Origin of the sequence: Pseudomonas sp. PDM15 (assembly GCF_014851565.1) — a bacterium.
Lineage (GTDB): Bacteria > Pseudomonadota > Gammaproteobacteria > Pseudomonadales > Pseudomonadaceae > Aquipseudomonas.
Map to the genome: position 1 here is coordinate 107,754 of NZ_JACVAA010000007.1, position 19,463 is coordinate 127,216.

A 19,463-nucleotide genomic window follows, 5' to 3' on the forward strand; every position below is an offset into this window, starting at 1 on the left:
AATAGCTATTTCAGAGAGACGGATGAACATCGCCCGCTTTGCCCAACGCCTTTCCCTGCTCGTCACCCTGCTGGCCGGTCCCTACGCCGCATCCGCCGACTCGGCCATTCCCTCGCCGCCGCAGCTGGCCGCCAAGTCCTATGTGCTGATGGACGGCGCCAGCGGCAAGGTGCTGGTGGAGAACAACGGCGACCAGCGTCTGCCGCCGGCCAGCCTGACCAAGCTGATGACCGCCTACATCGCCACCCTGGAAATCCGCAAGGGCAAGATCGGCGAGCAGGACCTGGTCACCGTCAGCGAGCACGCCTGGCGCACCGGCGGTGCCGCCTCCGGTGGCTCCACCATGTTCCTGCCGCTGAACAGCCAGGTGAAGGTCGACGACCTGCTGCACGGCATCATCATCCAGTCCGGCAACGACGCCAGCATCGCCCTCGCCGAGTACATCGCCGGCAGCGAAGATGCCTTCGCCGACATGATGAACGAGACCGCCGAGAAGCTGGGCATGAAGAACTCGCACTTCATGAACGCCACCGGCCTGCCGCACCCGGAGCACTACTCCAGCGCCCACGACATGGCCATCCTGGCCCGCGCCATCATCAACGAAGACCAGCAGCACTACGCGATCTATTCGCAGAAGGAGTTCTTCTGGAACAACATCAAGCAGGGCAACCGCAACCTGCTGCTGTGGCGTGACAGCACGGTCGACGGTTTGAAGACCGGCCACACCGAAGAAGCCGGCTTCTGCCTGGTGGCCTCCGCCGTGCGCGAAGGCGCGCGCATGATCACCTCGGTATTCGGTACCGACAGCGAGAAGACCCGCGCCGCCGAGACCCAGAAGCTGCTGACCTACGGCTTCCGCTTCTTCGAGACGCAGACCTTCTACAAAGCTGGCCAGGAACTGGCCCAGGCCCAGGTCTGGAAGGGCACCACCCGCCAGGTCAAGGCCGGCCTGGCCCAGGACCTCAGCCTGACCCTGCCCAAGGGCCAGGTGAAGCAGCTGCAGGCCAGCATGGTGCTGGAACCGCAACTGGTGGCCCCGCTCAAGGTGGGTGACGTGATCGGCAAGGTCGAGGTCAAGCTCGGCGCCGAGGTGGTGCACAGCGCCGACCTGATCGCCCTGGAGCCGGTGGAGGAGGGTGGTTTCTTCCGCCGCCTGTGGGATAGCATCCGCCTGTTCTTCTACGGACTGTTCAACTAAAGAGTCGTCTGGCGGTCTTGAAACGCCGCCGTTCGAGCCCCATAAAGGGGCTAGCTGAAGACTGACAAGGACGCCCCGGAATCGGGGCGTTCGCATTTCACGGGTGAGCAACCCGGAGCGACCGCGATGACAGATACCGAAGTACAAGCCCCGAAAATCGAATTCCCCTGCGAGCGCTACCCGATCAAGGTGATCGGCGAGGCCGGCGAAGGCTTTTCCGATCTGGTGGTCGAGATCATCCAGCGCCATGCTCCTGGCTTCGACACCACCAGCCTGGTGGTGCGTGATAGCCGCAACGGTCGCTTCCTCTCCGTGCAGGTGCTGATCACCGCCACCGGCGTGGAGCAGCTACAGGCGATCCATGTCGACCTCAAGGCCACCGGCCGCGTACACATGGTGCTCTAGTGGCTGAGCTCGTCGTGCGTCACCTGGGGTTGGCGGAATACCTGCCGACCCTGGAAGCCATGCGCAGCTTCACCGCCGAGCGTGATGAGCAGACTGCCGACGAGATCTGGCTGCTGCAGCATCCCCGCGTGTTCACCCAGGGGCAGGCCGGCAAGGCCGAGCATCTGTTGGCACCTGGCGATATCCCGGTGGTGCAGGTCGAACGCGGTGGCCAGGTCACCTACCATGGCCCCGGTCAGTTGGTGGCTTACCTGATGCTCAATCTGCGTCGGCAGAAGCTGGGCGTGCGCGAGCTGGTCACTGCCATGGAGAACGCGCTGGTCGATGTGCTGGCCAGCTATGGCGTGGAGGCGGCACCCAAGGCCGATGCCCCGGGCGTCTACGTTGCCGGCGACAAGATCGCTTCGCTGGGCCTGCGGGTACGCAACGGCTGCTCGTTCCACGGCCTGGCGCTGAATGTCGACATGGACATGTCGCCGTTCCAGCGCATCAACCCGTGTGGTTACGCCGGCCTGAAGATGATCCAGCTCAAGGATCTGCTGGAGGCGCCACCCTCGCTCGACGAGGTAGGCGAGCGCCTCGAGCGTGCACTGCGCGAGCGTCTGGGTTACGTCTGAGGTAGAGATGGACACCAAGCAAAAAGGCCCTGGGGCGGAAGCCACAGGGCCTTTTCTGTTTTCGGGCTGAGGGTCATTTCAGATTGAGCGCCGGAATCAGGCTGTCGTCCTGCTGCTGGCCGGGTACCGGCACGGGGGCGGCCAGGCCCAGGTTGTTCTTCTCGAACACCCGGTCGGCGCGGTAGCTGGAGCGTACCAGAGGGCCGGCGGCGACTTCCATGAAGCCTTTTTCCAGGCCGATGTCGCGGAAGCGGTTGAACTCCTCAGGGCTGACCCAGCGCTGCACCTTCAGGTGGTTGCGCGTGGGTTGCAGGTACTGGCCGAGGGTGAGGATGTCCACGCCGATGGCGCGCAGGTCATCCATGGTCTCGATGATTTCCTCGTCGGTCTCGCCCAGGCCCAGCATCAGGCTGGTCTTGGTGATGACGGTGGGGCGATGGCGCTTGGCGTGCTCCAGCACCTTCAGGGTCTTCTCGTAGCCAGCACGTGGATCGCGTACCACGTGGGTCAGGCGCTTGACCGTCTCGACGTTCTGGGCGAACACCTCCAGGCCGGAATCCACCACGCGGGCGATGGCCTCATGATCACCGTCGAAGTCCGGAGTCAGCGCTTCTACCACTACCTGGGGCGTATTGGCCTTGATCGCCTGAACGCAAGCGGCGTAATGAGCGGCGCCGCCGTCGGGCAGGTCGTCGCGGTCCACCGAGGTCAGCACGATATAGCGCAGGCCCATCAGTTCCACCGACTTGGCGGTGTTCTGCGGTTCTTCCAGGTCCAGCCAGCCGTTCGGGTTGCCGGTGTCGACCGCGCAGAAGCGGCAGGCGCGTGTACAGACCGAACCCATCAGCATGATGGTGGCAGTGCCGTTGGACCAGCATTCGCCCATGTTCGGGCAGTGGGATTCCTGGCAGACAGTGCTCAGGCGATGCTCGCCGACATTGCGCTTGACCGCGTCGAAGCGGCTGCCGCTTGGCGCCTTGACCCGCAGCCAGCTCGGCTTGGGCTCGACGACCTGCGGTTCGGCCGAGGCGCGGCGCTTCTGGCCATCCTTGATCGCGGTGATCCCCTGGGGGGTGCGGAATTTCTCGCCGCTGGATACGGGCTTGGACGGGACGGTGTCGGACATCGAGATCTCGGCTCCGGTAGGAGGCTTCGGTAGCGGGGCTTTTGGCCGGCTGGCAGTCTACCACGGATGGCTTGCCTGCGGCTTCCGGCCCTTGTCCGACGTGCTCTGCGGCCCTGAAGGCACTGGTGCCCGACAAGCTGTCAGGCAGCGCTTGCGTTGCGTTTCTCCCCGCGCAGCTCAGGGTGCTGCCGGGTGTGCCGATCAGGTCTTCAACTGGCTGGCGAACTGCTCCACCGCCTGTACCACCTGCTTGGCGCCGTCTTGGATCTCGACGATCACCGCGCCGGCCTCGTTGGCCAGGCTCAGACCCTGTTCGGCCTGCTGACGACTGCTGGCCATGCTGTCCACGGCGCTTTGTGCCAGGTGCTGGTTCTTCTGCACCACCTCGACGATCTCTTCAGTGGCCTGGCTGGTACGCCCGGCCAGTTGGCGCACCTCGTCGGCGACCACGGCGAAGCCGCGGCCCTGATCGCCGGCCCGGGCCGCCTCGATGGCGGCATTGAGCGCCAGCAGGTTGGTCTGGTCGGCGATGCCGCGGATGGTCTGCATGATGGTGCTGATCAATTGCGACTGCTTGCCCAGAGCCTCGATGCCGTCGCTGGCTTCCTGCATCTGGCGGGCGATGCGCTGCATCACCTCGACTGTCTGGCGCACTACGGCGGCGCCCTTGTCCGCGCTGCCGTCGGTGTGTTGGGAAATGCTGTAGGCGATGTTCGCCGCCTCGGCCACCGCCTGTTCCTGGTTGACCTGGTCGGTGATCACGGTGGCGAACTTGACCACCTTGTACAACTTGCCGTGGGGATCGTGGATCGGGTTGTAGGAGGCCTCCAGCCAGACCTCCCGGCCGTGGCTGTCGACCCGCTTGAAGCGTCCGGCGACGAACTCGCCACGGTTCAGGCGCGCCCAGAATTCGCGGTAGGCCTGGGAGTTGTACTCCTCCGGGTCGCAGAAGGTACGGTGGTGCTTGCCCTGGATCTGCTCCAGGCGATAGCCCATGCCGCTGAGGAAGCGCTCGTTGGCGGTCAGCACTTCGCCGGCCAGGTTGAACTCGATCACCGCGGTGGAGCGCAGCAGGGCGTCGATCAGCCCCTCGTGCTCGCGGGACGAGGTGATGGTGCGGGTCAGGTCGTTGGCGCAGAGGGTGAAGTAGGCCAGATTGCCCTGGCCGTTCAGCACCGGCTGCCAGATGGCGCGCAACCAGGCTTCTTCGCCGTTGCCGCGCAGCAGGCGATAGGCGCCGCTGATGTGCTCGTTCTGGCGCCGGGCCTGCTGCAGCTTCTGATAGTTGGCCTCCTGGTGGAAGGAGGGCGGGATCAGCGATTCCAGGTTGCGGCCCAGCAGCGCTTCGCGCTGGTAGAGCATTTCGCCGAGGAAGTTGTCGTTGGCGTAGCGCACCCGGCCATCGGGCTCAATCTCCAGCACCATCATCTCGCTGTAGATGGAGTCCCTGATCTGACGCATGCTGGCGAGCTCCTCGCGTAGCTGCGCCACTTCTTCTCTCAGCTTGTTGTTGAACATCGAAGGCACCTTTGGGCAGAGAACCTGGTGATCGCGTGAGTCATCGTCTCTAGTGATCGACCGCCAGCAGGAAATCCACAGTCCCCGCAGTGTAGTCTCCGATCAGCTGTCTTCCTTTCCTCTGCGAGACCCCGATGTCGCGAACCGAACTTGTCCTGCCGCTGCCCGCCGACTACCGCGTCGGCGACCTGCTGACCTTCCACCGCCGCGATACGGAGGCGGTGGCTGAGCGAGTGGGCGACAACAGTCTGGACAAGGGCATTCTCTGGCAGGGTGTGCCTGCGTGCCTGGGTATGCGCTTCGCGGAGGGGCAGGTGCGGGTGACGCTGGAGGTCGATGGCGTGGCGGCGGCCGACCCGGCGCCGTTGCGCACCTTGGCCGAACGCATGCTGGGACTGACCCAGCCGGTCGCCGCTTTTGAGGCGGCCCAGGCGGGACATCCGTTGCTCGGCGGTTTGATCGCCGCCAATCGGGGCCTGCGGGTGCCGCAGTCGGCCTCGCCGTTCGAGGCCCTGAGCTGGGCCATCAGCGGCCAGCAGATCAGTCTTCCGGTGGCGATTTCCCTGCGCCGCAAGCTGATCCAGCTGGCCGGTCGAGCGCATTCCAGTGGGCTGATCTGCTATCCGGACGCGGCGGCGGTGGCGGCGCTGGACGAGGATACGCTGGGGCGCTCGGGCTTCTCCCGGGCCAAGTCCCAGTGCCTGCTGCTCCTCGCCCGCGAGATAGTCGAGGGACGCCTGCCGCTGGAGGACTGGCTGGAGGATGCGCCGGCCGAGCTGATCGGCGAGCGTCTGTTGGCGCTGAAGGGCATCGGCCCCTGGACGGTGGACTACGCGCTGCTACGCGGCTTCGCCCGCCTGGACGGGTCGCTGCATGGCGACGCCGCGGTGCGCCGCCAGTTGCAGCGTCTGCTGGGCGCGGAGGACAAGCTGAGCCAGCCCTTCGTGCGTGACTGGTTGCTACCCTTCGCGCCCTGGCGGGCGCTGGTGGCTGCCCATCTGTGGGCGATGCAGTAGCTCGATCAGCGCCTGCTCAACGGCTCGCGAGCTAGAGTCGGGCCAGGCCTCTCTCCAATAATGCCCGGCCGGCGCGCAGCAATCCTTGCTTAGCGCAGCTGTTGCAGCAGTGCCGGCGTCGGATAGCCGTCGGCCGGCAGCCCCAGGCTCTGCTGGAAGGCGCGCACGGCGCGGCGCGTATTGGCACCGATGATGCCGTCGGCCACGCCGGGCTCGTAGCCCTTGGCGGTCAGCCCCTCCTGCAGCTCGATGCGCTCGCTGCGCCCCAGCGGGCGCTCGTCCTTCGGCCAGTTGGCCAGCAGCGGCCCGCCGCCATTCAGGCGCTGGCCGAGCAGGCCCACCGCCAGGGCATAGGACGAGGAGTTGTTGTACTTGAGGATGGCGCCGAAGTTGCGGAACACCAGGAAGGCCGGGCCGCGATGGCCGGCCGGCAGCAGCAGGTAGCCGGTGTCGTTCGGGTCGACGTTGGTCGGCGTGCCTTTCACCCCGTAGCTGTACCACTCGGTGTAGGTCTTGCGGATCTCGGTATCGGCCAGGGCGTAGTCGAAGCCGGTGGGCAGGGCCACCGGGATGCCCCAGGCGCGACCCTTCTGCCAGCCGGACGCCTGCAGATAGTGGGCGGCCGAGGCCAGGGCGTCGGCGCTGGAATTCCAGATGTCGCGGCGGCCGTCGCCATCGAAGTCCACCGCGTGGGTCAGGTAGGTGGTCGGTATGAACTGGGTCTGACCCATGGCTCCGGCCCAGGACCCGCGCAGGCCGCCGACACTGATGTCGCCGCTCTGCAGGATCTGCAGGGCTGCCAGCAGCTGGTCTTCGGCGAACTGCGGGCGGCGCCCCTCGTAGGCCAGGGTGGCTAGGGAGCGGATCACCGACTGTTCACCCATGAACTGGCCGAAGCTGCTCTCCATACCCCAGATGGCCACCAGAGTCTCGCGGTCGACGCCGTAGCGCTGCTCAATGGCGTCCAGGGTGGCGGCGTGCTCTGCGAGCAGGGCCTGGCCCTTGCGCACGCGCACTGGCGAGATGGCGCCATCCAGGTATTCCCATACCGGCCGGGTGAACTCCGGCTGGGCGCCGTCGGCCTTGACCACGCTAAGGTCAGGGGCGATGCCGGCGAAGGCCTGGTCGAACAGCTGGGCGTCGATGCCGCCGCGCAGGGCCTTGATGCGGAAGCGGTCGCGCCAGTCCTCGAAGTTCAGTGCCGGCGCCTGTTGTACGGCGGCCTGGACCTGGGCGCTGCTTGGCTCGATGCGTTGCGGCTGCGCACCTGGCTTGCTGGAGACCAGTTCGGGAGCGGGATTCGGGGTTTCGGCGCAGGCGCCGAGGAACAGGACGGCGCCGGCGAGCAGGCAGCTCAGGCGGCCGTTGGCGGAGAGGTGGAACATCGTGCGGTGTCTCGGTCTTGCCAAACAGACCGCGACCTTAACATGCCCGGCGGCTTTCAGAACCCTTGTGGGATGCCGGTGTGATGCGGGTGGAGACTCAGGCGGCGAGATTTGCCAGGGCCAGAATGCAAGAAGCCTCCCAGTGGGAGGCTTCGCGGCGGTAGCTGCCTTTGCCTTTTTTCGGCTGTTCCTGGCGGCTGCGGAACAGGGGGTGGGCGACTATGGACTTGGCCTTGTTCGGCCGCTTGGGGGCTTTCTTGCTCATCGGAATGGTCCTCGTACGCCCGCGTGATTGCGAGCGGCGCGGACTATGCGCCGATGGTTAAAAAATGTCCATAGATGCGGTTTGCTTGTATGGAGGGAGGTACGCCGAGCGGGCTTCTGGTGTACTGCCTGCGGCGAGTACAACCTACGTTCGAGCGCGTCGGTAACCTGGTTATTCGCTCAGTTTTGTAGGGTGGATAACGCGAAGCTTATCCACCAGGGCATAACGGCGACACCGCGCTCAGGGCGCGCCCGGGCTGTGTCCGATGGTGGAAAACGCTGCGCGGTTTTCCACCCTACATGGAGTCCCAGCCAGTAGGGGGAGGGCGCTATTCGCTGAGCGGCAGGCGCTGGCCGGCCATCAGCAGGGCCAGGCGTGCCAGGCTGCTCCAGGGATCGCCGGCGGCTTGGCCCTTGACTTGAGCGTCGATGCGCTGTGCGTCGATCAGCAGCTGGTTCCAGCGCGCGGCGGTGTGGCGTTGCACGGCCTTGCTGATCAGCGGGCGGCGCTTGTCCCAGATCGGTGGGCGGGCGCTGGCGAAGGCCTTTTCCAGCGGCACGCCCTGGCTGAACTGCAGGGCGATGCCGGCCAGTTGGCGCAGCTCGCGGGCCAGCATGACGACGATGAACAGCGATTCCACGCCCTCGCCGCGCAGGCCTTCGAGCATGCGCAGGGCATGGGCTGCCTCGCCGTTGAGCACGGCGTCGATCAGGCCGAACACGTCGTAGCGCGCGCTGTCGGCCACTGCCGCCTGCACGGTGCTGGCGTCGATCTGGTTGCCTTCGGCGAGCAGCTTGAGCTTCTCGATCTCCTGGGCGGCGGCCAGCAGGTTGCCTTCCACCCGTGCGGCGATCAGTTCCACCGCTTCCTGGCTGGCGGCCAGGCCGGCCTGGGACAGGCGCTGGCGAATCCAGCTGGGCAGCTGGCCGATCTCGATCGGCCAGATCTGCAGGAACTGGCTGTGCTGGCCCTCGATCAGGGCCTTGGCCCATTTGGTCTTCTGCGTGCTGCCGTCGAGCTTGGGCAGGCTGATCAGCAGTACCGTGTCTTCCGGCGGCCGCTCCAGGTATTCGAGGATGGCGGCGGTGCCCTTGTCGCCGGGCTTGCCGTTGGCGATGCGCAGCTCGATCAGGCGCTTCTCGGCGAACAGCGACAGGCTGGCGCCGGCTTCATAGAGCTGGCCCCAGTCGAAGCTGGCCTCGGCATGGAACACCGTGCGCTCGCTGAAACCCTGCTGGCGGGTGGCGGCGCGGATAGCGTCCTCGGCTTCCTGGCACAGCAGCGGCTCGTCGCCGCTGACCACGTAGACCGGGGCCAGGCCGCCTTGCAGGTGTTTGCCGAGTTGCGCGGGATTCAGTTTCATCGAGAGCCGGGTTGCATCGGGGATCTAACGGGTTCGCTTGTGAAAAGGGCCGGTTGCCCGGCCCTCTTGTGTTACTGCTTGATCGGCAGCTCGATCGGCGACTGCAGCGGCGCCGATTCCTGCTCGGCGCGGCGGGCGGCCGCGGCGGCTTCTGCTTCGGCCTGGGCGCGGGCCTCGGCCTCCTGCTGCAGTTGTTCCAGCTGGGCAGGGGTCAGCAGTTGCAGGCGCAGGGACATCTGCTGAATCAGCTCGCGGCGCATTTCCTGGCGCAGCTGGGCGGACTCCTGGCCGGAACCGATCAGGTTGTTCTCGTCATGCACGTAGACGCTCTGTACTTCCAGCTTGTCCCTGAGCAGCAGCAGGTTCTTCTCGCCGCGGATCTCGTAGTCCAGCTTGGTGGTCAGCTCGTACTCGGCGCTGCGGGCGCTGCTGGTGACGCTGGCGGTGCGCTGGGTTTCCTGCTCGTTGGCCAGGAACAGGCGATAGGGCGCGCCGTTGTGCACCTTCACGCCGCTGTTTTCCAGCAGCTGCTTCAGTTGCTTGGCGGTTTCGCCGTAGGCGTTGCGTGCCTGCAGGTCGATTTCCTTGAGGGCGAACTCGGCGGTGCCGGTGCCGCGCAGCTGGAAGCCGCAGGCGCTGAGCAGGACGGCCAGACCGATTACCACCAGATTCCGTTTCATCATTCTCTTCTATCCCCTTGGAGAGTCACGGCGCCACGCAGGCATGGCGCCGAGCTTAATCAGTTGGCGAGCGTTTTCAATTGGCCACGATGTTGACCAGCTTGCCCGGCACGACGATGACCTTGCGAATGGTCACACCCTCGGTGAAGCGCAGCACGTTCTCATTGGCGCGGGCGGCTGCTTCGACCTCTTCGCGGCTGGCACTGGCCGGCACTTCGATCTGGCCACGCAGCTTGCCGTTGACCTGGATCACCAGGGTCAGGCTGTCCTGCACCAGGGCCGACTCGTCGACCTGTGGCCACTGGGCGTCGATGATCGCGCCGTTCTTGCCCAGTTGCTGCCACAGTTCATGACAGATGTGCGGGGTGATCGGCGCCAGCAGCAGGGCCACGGCCTCCAGGCCTTCCTGCAGCAGGGCGCGATCCTGGGCGGTTTCGCTCGCGGCCTTTTCCAGCACGTTCATCAGCGTCATCACCTGGGCGATGGCGGTGTTGAACTTGTGGTGCAGGCCGACATCGTTGCTGGCCTGCTTGATGGCCAGGTGGATGGCGCGGCGCACGGCCTTCTGCTCGTCGTTCAGGCTGCTCTTGTCGAGCTCGCCCGGCAGGCCGGCGCTGACATGGCTGTGGGCCAGGCGCCAGACGCGACGCAGGAAGCGGTTGGCGCCCTCGATGCCGGCGTCGGACCACTCGCAGCTCATGTCGGGCGGCGAGGCGAACATCATGAACAGGCGGCAGGTGTCGGCGCCGTAGGCGTCGATCATGGCCTGCGGGTCGACGCCGTTGTTCTTCGACTTGGACATCTTCTCTGTGCCACCGATTTCCACCGGCAGGCCGTCGGACTTCAGCTTGGCGCCGATGACCTTGGCCTTGGCGTCGCGCTCGACTTCCACGTCGGCCGGGTTGAACCAGTCCTTGCCGCCGTTTTCCAGGGTGCGGTAGTAGGTCTCGGCGACCACCATGCCCTGGGTCAGCAGGTTCTTGAACGGCTCATTGGAGCTGACCAGGCCTTCGTCGCGCATCAGCTTGTGGAAGAAGCGCGCGTACAGCAGGTGCAGGATGGCGTGTTCGATGCCGCCGATGTACTGGTCGACCGGCAGCCAGTGGTTGGCCGCGGCCGGGTCGACCATGCCGCCGGTGTAGTTCGGCGAGGCGTAGCGGGCGTAGTACCAGGACGACTCGACGAAGGTGTCCATGGTGTCGGTTTCACGCTTGGCCGCGCTGCCGCATTTCGGGCAGGTGCACTCGTAGAACTCGGGCATCTTGGCCAGCGGCGAGCCGGCGCCATCCGGCACCACGTCTTCGGGCAGCACCACCGGCAGCTGGTCGTCCGGCACCGGCACGTCGCCGCAGCTGGCGCAGTGGATGATCGGGATCGGGCAGCCCCAGTAGCGCTGGCGGCTGATGCCCCAGTCGCGCAGGCGGAACTGGGTCTTGCGCGCGCCGTGGGCGCTGGCTTCCAGGTCGGCGACTATGGCGTCGAAGGCCTCGGTGAAGTTCTTGCCGTCGTACTTGCCGGAGTTGATGGTGACCAGGCCTTCCTTGTCGCCATACCAGGCCTGCCATTGGGCGGCGTCGTAGTCCTTGCCTGCGCCGGCATAGACCTGCTTGATCGGCAGGCCGTACTTGTTGGCGAACTCGAAGTCGCGCTCGTCATGGGCCGGCACGGCCATCACCGCGCCTTCGCCGTAGCCCCACAGCACGTAGTTGGCGACGAACACCGGCAGCTTGTCGCCGGTCAGCGGATGGAGGACGAACTGGCCGGTGGCCACGCCCTTCTTCTCCATGGTCGCCATATCGGCTTCGGCCACGGAGCCGGCCTTGCATTCGGCGATAAAGGCGGCGATGGCCGGATTGCTCTCGGCGGCGCGCTGGGCCAGCGGGTGCTCGGCGGCCACGGCCACGTAGGTGGCGCCCATCAGGGTGTCGGGACGGGTCGAATAGACCTTCAGCTGGCCGTCGATGCCAATGCTGGCGACGTCGTAGTCGAACACGATGTCGGCGCCGAAGCTCTTGCCGATCCAGTTGCGCTGCATGGTCTTGACCTGTTCCGGCCAGCCAGTCAGCTCGTCCAGGCTACTCAGCAGCTCATCCGCGTAGGCGGTGATCTTGAAGTAGTACATGGGGATTTCGCGCTTCTCGATCAGCGCGCCGGAACGCCAGCCGCGACCGTCGATGACCTGCTCGTTGGCCAGTACGGTTTGGTCCACCGGGTCCCAGTTGACGGTACCGTTCTTGCGGTAGATCACGCCTTTCTCGAACAGCTTGGTGAACAGCCACTGTTCCCAGCGGTAGTAGTCCGGCTTGCAAGTGGTGACTTCGCGGGTCCAGTCCACCGCCAGACCCAGGCTTTGCAGCTGGCTCTTCATGTAGGCGATGTTTTCGTAGGTCCACTTGGCTGGCGCCACCTGGTTCTTCATCGCGGCGTTTTCCGCCGGCATGCCGAAGGCGTCCCAGCCCATCGGTTGCAGCACGTTCTTGCCCTGCATGCGCTGGTAGCGGGCGATCACGTCACCGATGGTGTAGTTGCGCACGTGGCCCATGTGCAGCTTGCCGCTCGGGTAGGGGAACATCGACAGGCAATAGAAGGTTTCCTTGCCCGGCTGTTCACTCACGACAAAGGATTTCTGCGCGTCCCAGTGGGACTGCGCGGCGGCTTCGATTTCACGGGGCGAATACTGTTCGTGCATGGGCTTTCGGCGCTGAAAATGAGGGCTTTCGAGAAACGCCGTAGCATACATGACCCCCCTCGATTCAGGGAAACCCTGATTCGCGCCTCGCCCAGCCGTTCCGCCGTTTGTCGCGGCGTGCGGCCTCGGCTGCGGCCGGCGCTAAGCTTTGCAGAGAGAGGCGCGATGTAGGTGCCCGGTCGAGGTGATGGATGGCTGAGTTGCGGCGTGCGGAGGTTGGGGGCGGGCTCTATGAGCGGCTGCTACAGCGCCTGGCGCTGGCCCTGGAGGAAGCGGATACCGCGACCCGCCTGCACGAAGTGCCACCGGAGGAACTGGAGCTGCGCGGCTTGACCCCCGCGGAGCTGGAGTTGATCCGCGCCTATCTCGATCGCGATCTCAATTGGCTGCGCGGCTGGCATGCTGCCGCCGAAGAACTGGCGCTGATCGAGCAGCAACCGGCGAGCGTCAAACCAACTGGCAAGCTGCCGGGACGGGTGGCTAGCAAGCCGCTGCCGCGCGGCAAACCAGTGATCAAGAAACGCCAGCAACTCTGTTGTGCACTGTGCGGTGCCGCCGCTCAGGTACAGCGCGGCGAGGGCGTGTTGCCGTGCAACTCCTGCGGCTCCAAGCTGTTCCGGGCGGGGCAACCCCGCTAGTCTTCGCGGGCACTGGAGGTGCCCATGGAACTGCGCTTTATCCTCAAACAACTCATCCTTCCCCCTGGCGGCCTGATGCTGCTGATCCTGCTGGCCTGGCTGCTATGGGTTTGGGCGGGGCGGCCGCGGCTGGCGGCGTTTTGCCTGCTGTTCGGCCTGGGTGGGTTGTGGCTGCTGAGCCTGCCGGTGGTGATGGAGTGGTCGGCGCGCCTGCTCGAGCGTGAGCCGGCGCTGGCCGAGGCGCAGTGGGCCGGGCTGGCGCAGCGGGCCGAGGTGATCGTGGTGCTGGGTTCGGGGCGCGAGGAAGCCGACCCGGCCTGGGGCAGTGACCAGCCCAGCGGCACCGCCATCGAGCGCCTGCGCTACGCGGCGCGGCTACATCGAGCGTCCGGCTTGCCGGTGCTGATCAGTGGTGGCCTTCACTACGGTCAGCCACCCAGCGAGGCGGCGATGATGGCCGAGGTGCTGCAGCGCGATTTCGCCGTGCCGACCCGCTGGCAGGAGGAGCGCAGTCGCACCACCTGGGAAAACGCCCAGTTCAGCGCGCAGTTGCTTAAGGCCCAGGGCCTGAGTCGCGTGGTGCTGGTGACCCAGGCGGCGCATATGCCGCGCTCGCGCTGGTGCTTCGAGCGCGCCGGGCTGGAAGTGGTGACGGCGCCGCTGGGCTTCCTCGGCGTACCCAACGAGCGTCCGTTGGGCGGCTGGCTACCGGAGGGCAAGGCCTTGTGGCAGAACACCCGGCTGCTCAACGAGGCGATGGGGCTGGCGGTCTATCCGCTGCTGTATCGCTGAGTGCGCCGATTGGGTTTGCTAGGCGTGAGCTCTGCTCGCGAGCGACATCCTGGCTGCCGGTCGCCGCGAGCAAAGATCGGCCTATTCAGGCGGCCTGTACGGCGGCGTCGGTGCGCGTCGCGCGGCGGCGAGCGACGAACGCCCAGCCCATGAACAAGGAGCACAGCGCAATCAGCGGCCAGGCGCGCCAGATCAGATAGGGCGTGAGGCCCTGCATCGGTTGCACTTCGCCGTAAAGCACGGCCTGCTGGAACTGCGGGATCTGCGCGGTGATGCGACCTTGCGGGTCGATCAGCGCGGTGACGCCGTTGTTGGTGGCGCGGATCATCCAGCGTCCGGCTTCCAGGGCGCGCATCTGCGCCATCTGCAGGTGCTGCAGCGGGCCGATGGAGGTGCCGAACCAGGTGTCGTTGCTCACCGTCAGCAGCAGATCGCTCTGCGCGGCCAGGCCGGCGGCGAACTCCGGATAGACAACTTCGTAGCAGATGAACGGCGCGATCTTCAGGCCCTTGGCCTGCAGCGGGCCTTGATCGGATGGGCCGCGGGCGAAGTCGGACATGGGCAGATCGAAGAAGGCGATCAGCCCGCGCAGCACTTCCTGCAACGGCACGTATTCGCCGAACGGCACCAGCTTCTGCTTGAGGTAGGTGCCTTCGCCCCAGCCGGTCACGGTGATCGCGTTGTAGTAGCGCTTCTCGCCGCGCTCGTTGCTCTGGCGTACCGGCACACCGGTGATCAGGGCGGCATCGCGGTCGACGGCGACCCGGCCCATCACCTTCAGATAACCTTCGGCGAATTCCTTGAGCACCGGTACGGCGGTTTCCGGCCAGACGATCAGGTCCGCCGGCCGGCTGGCCAGGGTCATGTCGCGGTACAGGGCCAGCTGGGCGTCGAGCTGGGCCGGGTCCCATTTCATGTTCTGTTGCACATTGCCCTGGATCGCCGCGACCTTCAGTGGCTCACCCTTGCTGGCGGTCCAGGCGTGATCCTGCAGTGCCAGACCGGCGATCCAGGGTGCCAGCAGCAGAGCTAGACCGGCGGCCGCGCGCGGTTTATCGCCTAGCAGGCGTGGCAGATTGACCAGCAGCGCGGCGCTCAACGCCAAGGTCAGCGATAGCAGCCACATGCCGCCGACCGGCGCCAGTCCGGCCAGCGGGCCGTGCACCTGGCTGTAACCGGAGAAGAGCCAGGGGAAGCCGGTGAGGAACCAGCCGCGGAAGGCTTCCTGGGCCAGCCACAGGGCGGCAAAGGCCAGAGCGTCGGTCAGTGGCGCGTCGTTGCGGCGCAGCCAGCGTGCCCAGAGCCAGGCGGGTAGCGCGAAGAACAGGGCGACGCCGGCGCAGAAGCCGAAGGTGAGGAAACCGGCCAGGGCCGGTGAGGCGGCGCCGTAGTCGTGGATGCTGACGTAGATCCAGCTGGTGCCGGCGAGGAACAGACCGAGGCCGTAGAGCCAGCCGCGCAGCAGGGCCTGGCGCGGGTTCAGTTCACGCAGGCCGAGATAGAAGATGGCGATGGCCAGCAGGGCCAGCGGCCAGATATCGAAGGGAGCCAGGGCCAGGGTGGTGCAGGCGCCGCCGGCGATAGCCAGCAGGTTGCCCGGCCAGCCGGGTTGGGTGATCCAGCGCATCGTGCGTCCTTGATCGGGAATTCTGGCCGGCAAGGGTACTGGAAGGGCGGGGAGGCTGGAAGTCGAGCGGCTTGGGAGGGCGGGGCATCTTGCCCCTGAGGAGTAGTGTTGGCTGGAGCGGAGCGTAGCCCGGACTTCAGTCCGGGGCATGGCAGCCTGTTTCCCGGACTGAAGTCCGGGCTACGAATCTATAGCGTGGAGTTGCCTGGAAGACCCTCACCCCTGGCCCCTCGGCTTTGGCTTCCTGCGCCGCCCTACCTCCTGCATCCATGCAGTCGTCTCCCGGAGGGAGAGGGGGTGGGCGATCAGCGTTCCAGCGGAGTCAGGCGCAGTAGGTGCACCCGGCGGCTGTCGGCGTTGAGCACGCGGAAGCGGTACTCGCCGATCTCGGTCACTTCGTTGCGCTTGGGCAGGTGGCCGAAGGCGTTCATCACCAGGCCGCCGACGGTGTCGAACTCGCTGTCGGGGAATTCGGTGTCGAAGGTCTGGTTGAAGTTATCGATCGGGGTCAGTGCCTTGATCAGGAAGTCGCCGGACGGCAGCGGCTTGATGTAGCTGTCTTCCTCGACGTCATGCTCGTCCTCGATGTCGCCAACGATCTGCTCCAGCACGTCCTCGATGGTCACCAGGCCGGCGACGCCGCCGTACTCGTCGATGACCACGGCCATGTGGTTGTGGTTGGCGCGAAACTCGCGCAGTAGCACGTTGAGGCGTTTGGATTCGGGCACGAAGGTGGCCGGGCGCAGCAGATCCCTGATGTTGAACGGCTTGTCGCCGTTGATGATCAGCGGCAGCAGGTCCTTGGCCAGGAGGATGCCGATCACCTCGTCGACGCTCTCGCCGATCACCGGGTAGCGCGAGTGGGCGGAGTCGATGATGGCCGGGAGGAACTCGGCCGGGCTCTGGCTGGCCTTGATGCTGACCATCTGCGAGCGCGGCACCATGATGTCGCGCACCTGCAGGTCGGCGACCTGGATGGCGCCCTCGACAATGGTCAGGGCTTCGCTGTCGAGCAGCTTGTTCTGGTGCGCTTCGCGCAGGACTTCCAGCAGTTCCTGGCGGTTTCTCGGCTCATGAGCAAAAGCCTGGGTCAGTTTGTTGAACCAGGACTTCTGCTCGTTGCTCGATCGATCTTCGCTCATGGTGTTTCTCGGGGCCTTCTATGGCAGTTATTCGTCGGCTGCGTAGGGGTCGGGGTGGCCCAGTTCGGCCAGCAATTCCCGTTCCAGTGCTTCCATTTCCTCGGCTTCCTCATCTTCGAGATGATCGTAGCCGAGCAGATGCAGGCAGCCGTGGATGACCAGATGCGCCCAGTGCGCCTCCGGCGTCTTGCCCTGTTCACGGGCCTCGCGCTCGACCACCGGCGCGCAGATCACCAGATCGCCGAGCAGCGGTATATCGAGGAACTCGTCCGGCACATCGGCCGGGAAGGACAGCACGTTGGTGGCGTAGTCCTTGTGCCGCCAGGTGTGGTTCAGCTCGCGGCCCTCGGTCTCGTCGACCAGGCGAATGGTCATTTCCGAGTCGGTCGTGCGCTGGCGCAGGGCGAGCTCGCACCAGCGGCGCAGCTGTTCCTCGCTGGGCAGGTCGGTGGCGCTGGAGGCGTTCTGCAGGTCCAGTTCAAGCATCGGCGTGGCCTTTGCCTTCGTCCCTGCGCTCGCCCTGCTCCTCGAAGCGCTCGTAGGCCTCGACGATGCGCTGCACCAGTGGGTGGCGCACCACGTCCTTGGGCTTGAAGTGGGTGAAGCTGATGCCCGGCACGTCCTTCAGCACGTTCATCACGTGGGCCAGGCCGGACTTGGTGCCGCGCGGCAGGTCGACCTGGGTGACGTCGCCGGTGATCACGGCGGTGGAGCCGAAACCGATACGGGTGAGGAACATCTTCATCTGCTCGAGCGTGGTGTTCTGACTCTCGTCGAGGATGATGAAGCTGTTGTTAAGGGTGCGGCCGCGCATGTAGGCCAGCGGGGCGATCTCGATCACCTGCTTCTCGATCAGCTTGGCCACGTTATCGAAGCCGAGCATCTCGTACAGCGCGTCGTAGAGCGGGCGCAGGTAGGGGTCGATCTTCTGCGCGAGGTCGCCGGGGAGGAAGCCGAGCTTCTCGCCGGCCTCGACCGCCGGGCGCACCAGGAGGATGCGCCGCACCTGTTCGCGTTCCAGCGCGTCCACCGCGCAGGCCACCGCCAGGTAGGTCTTGCCGGTACCGGCTGGGCCGATGCCGAAGTTGATGTCGTTGTCGAGGATCGCCTTGACGTAGCGCTGCTGGTTGGCGCCGCGCGGCTTGATCACGCCCTTCTTGGTGCGCAGGGCGACGCCGGCGTCGGCCTTGCCGCTGTCCAGCGCTTCCAGGCCGGACTCCTGCAGGTACAGGTGAACCATCTCCGGCGACAGCTCGGCACTCTTGGTCTCGCGGTACAGGCGGCGCAGCAGGTTCTCGGCGGACTGGGTGTGCTTGCTCGGGCCGACCAGTTCGAACTGATTGCCGCGGTTGCGGATCTCGATGGCCAGGCGTTGCTCGATCAGGCGCAGGTGCTCGTCGAATTGCCCGCAGAGGTTGGCGAAGCGGCGTGCTTCGTAGGGTTCGAGGGTGAAGCGATGCGGTTCTATGGGAGCGTTCAATGGGGTCCGGTTGCCGCTGTACGGCGGGAGTGATGGTCGAAGGATAACCCCAGGCGCCCGAGGGTGAAAGTTCGGGCGTCCGGCATTTGGCTAGCCGTTAGTCGATAAGGGTGCCGCGCAGGGAGTTGGGCAGCGCCTCGTAGATTTCCACGTCGACGAACTGGCCGATCAGGCTCGGGTTGTCGCAGCGGAAGTTGACCACGCGGTTGTTCTCGGTGCGGCCCTGCAGCTGGCCTGGGTCGCGCTTGGCATAGTCGGTGACGAGGATGCGCTGGGTGGTGCCGACCATCCGTCGGCTGATCTCGAAGCCCTGCTGGCTGAGGCGGCCGTTGAGAATCTGCAGGCGCTGCTTCTTCACCTCGTCCGGCGTGTCGTCGACCAGATCCGCCGCCGGGGTGCCCGGGCGCGAGCTGTAGATGAAGGAGAAGGAGAAGTCGAAACCGACGTCCTCGACCAGCTTCATGGTCTGCTCGAAGTCCTTCTCGGTCTCGCCGGGGAAGCCGACGATGAAGTCTGAGCTGATGCAGATGTCCGGCACCGCCGCCTTCAGCTTGCGGATGCGCGACTTGTATTCCAGCGCCGTGTGGTTGCGCTTCATCGCCGCCAGCACGCGGTCCGAGCCGGACTGCACCGGCAGGTGGAGGAACTTCACCAGCTGCGGGATATCGGCGTGGGCCTGGATGATGGCGTCGGAGAACTCCAGCGGATGGCTGGTGGTGTAGCGGATGCGCTCGATGCCGTCGATGGTCGCGACCGCGTAGAGCAGGTCGGCGAAGTCGGCGATGTCACCGTCCGGGGTCGCGCCGCGGAAGCCGTTGACGTTCTGCCCGAGCAGGGTGACCTCCTTGACGCCCTTCTCGGCCAGCTGGGTGATCTCCAGCAGCACATCGCCGAGCGGGCGGCTGACTTCCTCGCCGCGGGTATAGGGCACCACGCAGAAGGTGCAGTACTTGCTGCAGCCTTCCATCACCGAGACGAAGGCGCTGGGGCCGTCGACGCGTGGCTCGGGCAGGCGGTCGAACTTCTCGATCTCGGGGAAGCTGATGTCGATCTGCGCCTTCTTGGTGCTGCGCGCGGCGTCGATCATCTCCGGCAGGCGGTGCAGGGTCTGCGGGCCGAACACCACGTCGACATAGGGTGCGCGCTCGCGGATGGCGGCGCCTTCCTGGCTGGCCACGCAGCCGCCGACGCCGATCACCAGGTTGGGGTTGTCCTGCTTCAGGGCACGCCAGCCGCCCAGCTTGGAAAAGACCTTCTCCTGAGCTTTTTCGCGGATCGAGCAGGTATTGAGCAGGATCACGTCGGCTTCCGCCGGGTTCTCCGTGACTTCAAGGGCCTGGTGTTCACCCAGCAGGTCGACCATGCGCGAGCTGTCGTACTCGTTCATCTGGCAACCGTGGGTCTCGATATAAAGCTTCTTGGCCATCTGCGTGCGTCGGGGTAATCGGATAGGACCGCGTATTATAGGGGGCGACCTGCGGCGTTCCTAGCGTTGCCTGTCCGGCCCCTGTAAGATCGCGCC

At 65.8% G+C, this 19,463-nt stretch carries 18 protein-coding genes and 1 pseudogene; 6 read left to right on the forward strand and 13 right to left on the reverse strand.

All coding sequences use genetic code 11. The features are described from left to right. Positions 1-22 precede the first annotated feature (22 nt). The 3 genes from IB232_RS19090 to lipB all read left to right on the forward strand — a co-directional run bounded on the left by IB232_RS19090 (position 23) and on the right by lipB (position 2,220). A complete protein-coding gene (locus tag IB232_RS19090) occupies positions 23-1,198 on the forward strand; it encodes a D-alanyl-D-alanine carboxypeptidase family protein (protein ID WP_192400162.1) in 1,176 nt (391 codons plus the stop codon). A 126-nt stretch (positions 1,199-1,324) separates the two neighbouring features. Beyond that, complete coding sequence (locus tag IB232_RS19095) at positions 1,325-1,603, forward strand: DUF493 domain-containing protein (protein WP_192400163.1); 279 nt, start codon at positions 1,325-1,327, stop codon at positions 1,601-1,603. Further along, positions 1,603-2,220 carry a lipoyl(octanoyl) transferase LipB gene (gene lipB, locus IB232_RS19100; protein WP_192400164.1) on the forward strand — a complete coding sequence of 206 codons (618 nt, stop codon included), beginning with the start codon at positions 1,603-1,605 and terminating at the stop codon, positions 2,218-2,220. Before IB232_RS19095 ends, lipB begins: the two co-directional genes overlap by 1 nt. A 73-nt stretch (positions 2,221-2,293) precedes the next feature. On the opposite strand, the gene lipA is transcribed toward lipB, so the two are convergent. From lipA to IB232_RS24035, 3 genes and pseudogenes are all read right to left on the reverse strand, one after another. Further along, positions 2,294-3,346, reverse strand: coding sequence for a lipoyl synthase (lipA, locus tag IB232_RS19105; RefSeq protein WP_192400165.1), 1,053 nt, complete (start codon positions 3,344-3,346; stop codon positions 2,294-2,296). A 201-nt stretch (positions 3,347-3,547) separates the two neighbouring features. Further along, a complete protein-coding gene (locus IB232_RS24030; RefSeq protein ID WP_412547751.1) occupies positions 3,548-4,108 on the reverse strand; it encodes a methyl-accepting chemotaxis protein in 561 nt (186 codons plus the stop codon). Then, positions 4,088-4,864, reverse strand: a pseudogene (locus IB232_RS24035) (PAS domain-containing protein); the annotation flags it as partial. The pseudogene IB232_RS24035 and the gene IB232_RS24030, both read right to left, overlap by 21 nt. Positions 4,865-4,998: 134 nt before the next feature. On the opposite strand from IB232_RS24035, the gene IB232_RS19115 reads away from it, so the two are divergent. Next, positions 4,999-5,880 carry a DNA-3-methyladenine glycosylase family protein gene (locus IB232_RS19115; RefSeq protein WP_192400167.1) on the forward strand — a complete coding sequence of 294 codons (882 nt, stop codon included), beginning with the start codon at positions 4,999-5,001 and terminating at the stop codon, positions 5,878-5,880. 89 nt (positions 5,881-5,969) lie between these two features. Here the strand turns inward: IB232_RS19115 and IB232_RS19120 are convergent, their stop codons facing one another. The 5 genes from IB232_RS19120 to leuS form a co-directional block, all read right to left on the reverse strand. Further along, positions 5,970-7,265, reverse strand: coding sequence for a lytic murein transglycosylase (locus IB232_RS19120; protein ID WP_192400168.1), 1,296 nt, complete (start codon positions 7,263-7,265; stop codon positions 5,970-5,972). Positions 7,266-7,362: 97 nt separating this feature from the next. Further along, positions 7,363-7,530: an alternative ribosome rescue factor ArfA gene (gene arfA / locus IB232_RS19125; RefSeq protein ID WP_192400169.1), complete on the reverse strand. Its 168-nt coding sequence runs from the start codon at positions 7,528-7,530 to the stop codon at positions 7,363-7,365. A 328-nt stretch (positions 7,531-7,858) separates the two neighbouring features. Continuing rightward, positions 7,859-8,893 carry a DNA polymerase III subunit delta gene (holA, locus tag IB232_RS19130; RefSeq protein WP_192400170.1) on the reverse strand — a complete coding sequence of 345 codons (1,035 nt, stop codon included), beginning with the start codon at positions 8,891-8,893 and terminating at the stop codon, positions 7,859-7,861. A gap of 71 nt (positions 8,894-8,964) precedes the next feature. Then, entirely contained in the window at positions 8,965-9,576 is a 612-nt protein-coding gene (lptE, locus tag IB232_RS19135) for an LPS assembly lipoprotein LptE (RefSeq protein WP_192400171.1), read from the reverse strand. 73 nt (positions 9,577-9,649) lie between these two features. After that, the gene (leuS, locus tag IB232_RS19140; protein ID WP_192400172.1) at positions 9,650-12,262 is read right to left on the reverse strand and encodes a leucine--tRNA ligase; all 2,613 of its coding nucleotides are present in this window, start codon (positions 12,260-12,262) and stop codon (positions 9,650-9,652) included. A gap of 191 nt (positions 12,263-12,453) precedes the next feature. Between leuS and IB232_RS19145 the strand changes: the two genes are divergently transcribed. Then, positions 12,454-12,900 (forward strand): hypothetical protein, encoded by a 447-nt coding sequence (locus IB232_RS19145; RefSeq protein ID WP_192400173.1) that lies wholly within the window; start codon positions 12,454-12,456, stop codon positions 12,898-12,900. Positions 12,901-12,924: 24 nt separating this feature from the next. After that, positions 12,925-13,692 (forward strand): YdcF family protein, encoded by a 768-nt coding sequence (locus tag IB232_RS19150; protein WP_192400174.1) that lies wholly within the window; start codon positions 12,925-12,927, stop codon positions 13,690-13,692. A gap of 85 nt (positions 13,693-13,777) precedes the next feature. Here the strand turns inward: IB232_RS19150 and lnt are convergent, their stop codons facing one another. The 5 genes from lnt to miaB all read right to left on the reverse strand — a co-directional run bounded on the left by lnt (position 13,778) and on the right by miaB (position 19,367). Beyond that, positions 13,778-15,319, reverse strand: coding sequence for an apolipoprotein N-acyltransferase (gene lnt / locus IB232_RS19155; RefSeq protein ID WP_192400175.1), 1,542 nt, complete (start codon positions 15,317-15,319; stop codon positions 13,778-13,780). A 305-nt stretch (positions 15,320-15,624) separates the two neighbouring features. Then, complete coding sequence (locus tag IB232_RS19160; RefSeq protein ID WP_192400176.1) at positions 15,625-16,461, reverse strand: HlyC/CorC family transporter; 837 nt, start codon at positions 16,459-16,461, stop codon at positions 15,625-15,627. Between the two features lie 27 nt (positions 16,462-16,488). Continuing rightward, a complete protein-coding gene (gene ybeY / locus IB232_RS19165) occupies positions 16,489-16,947 on the reverse strand; it encodes an rRNA maturation RNase YbeY (RefSeq protein ID WP_192400177.1) in 459 nt (152 codons plus the stop codon). Continuing rightward, positions 16,940-17,941 (reverse strand): PhoH family protein, encoded by a 1,002-nt coding sequence (locus tag IB232_RS19170; protein ID WP_192400178.1) that lies wholly within the window; start codon positions 17,939-17,941, stop codon positions 16,940-16,942. Before IB232_RS19170 ends, ybeY begins: the two co-directional genes overlap by 8 nt. A gap of 97 nt (positions 17,942-18,038) precedes the next feature. Next, positions 18,039-19,367 carry a tRNA (N6-isopentenyl adenosine(37)-C2)-methylthiotransferase MiaB gene (gene miaB / locus IB232_RS19175; protein WP_192400179.1) on the reverse strand — a complete coding sequence of 443 codons (1,329 nt, stop codon included), beginning with the start codon at positions 19,365-19,367 and terminating at the stop codon, positions 18,039-18,041. Positions 19,368-19,463 lie beyond the last annotated feature (96 nt).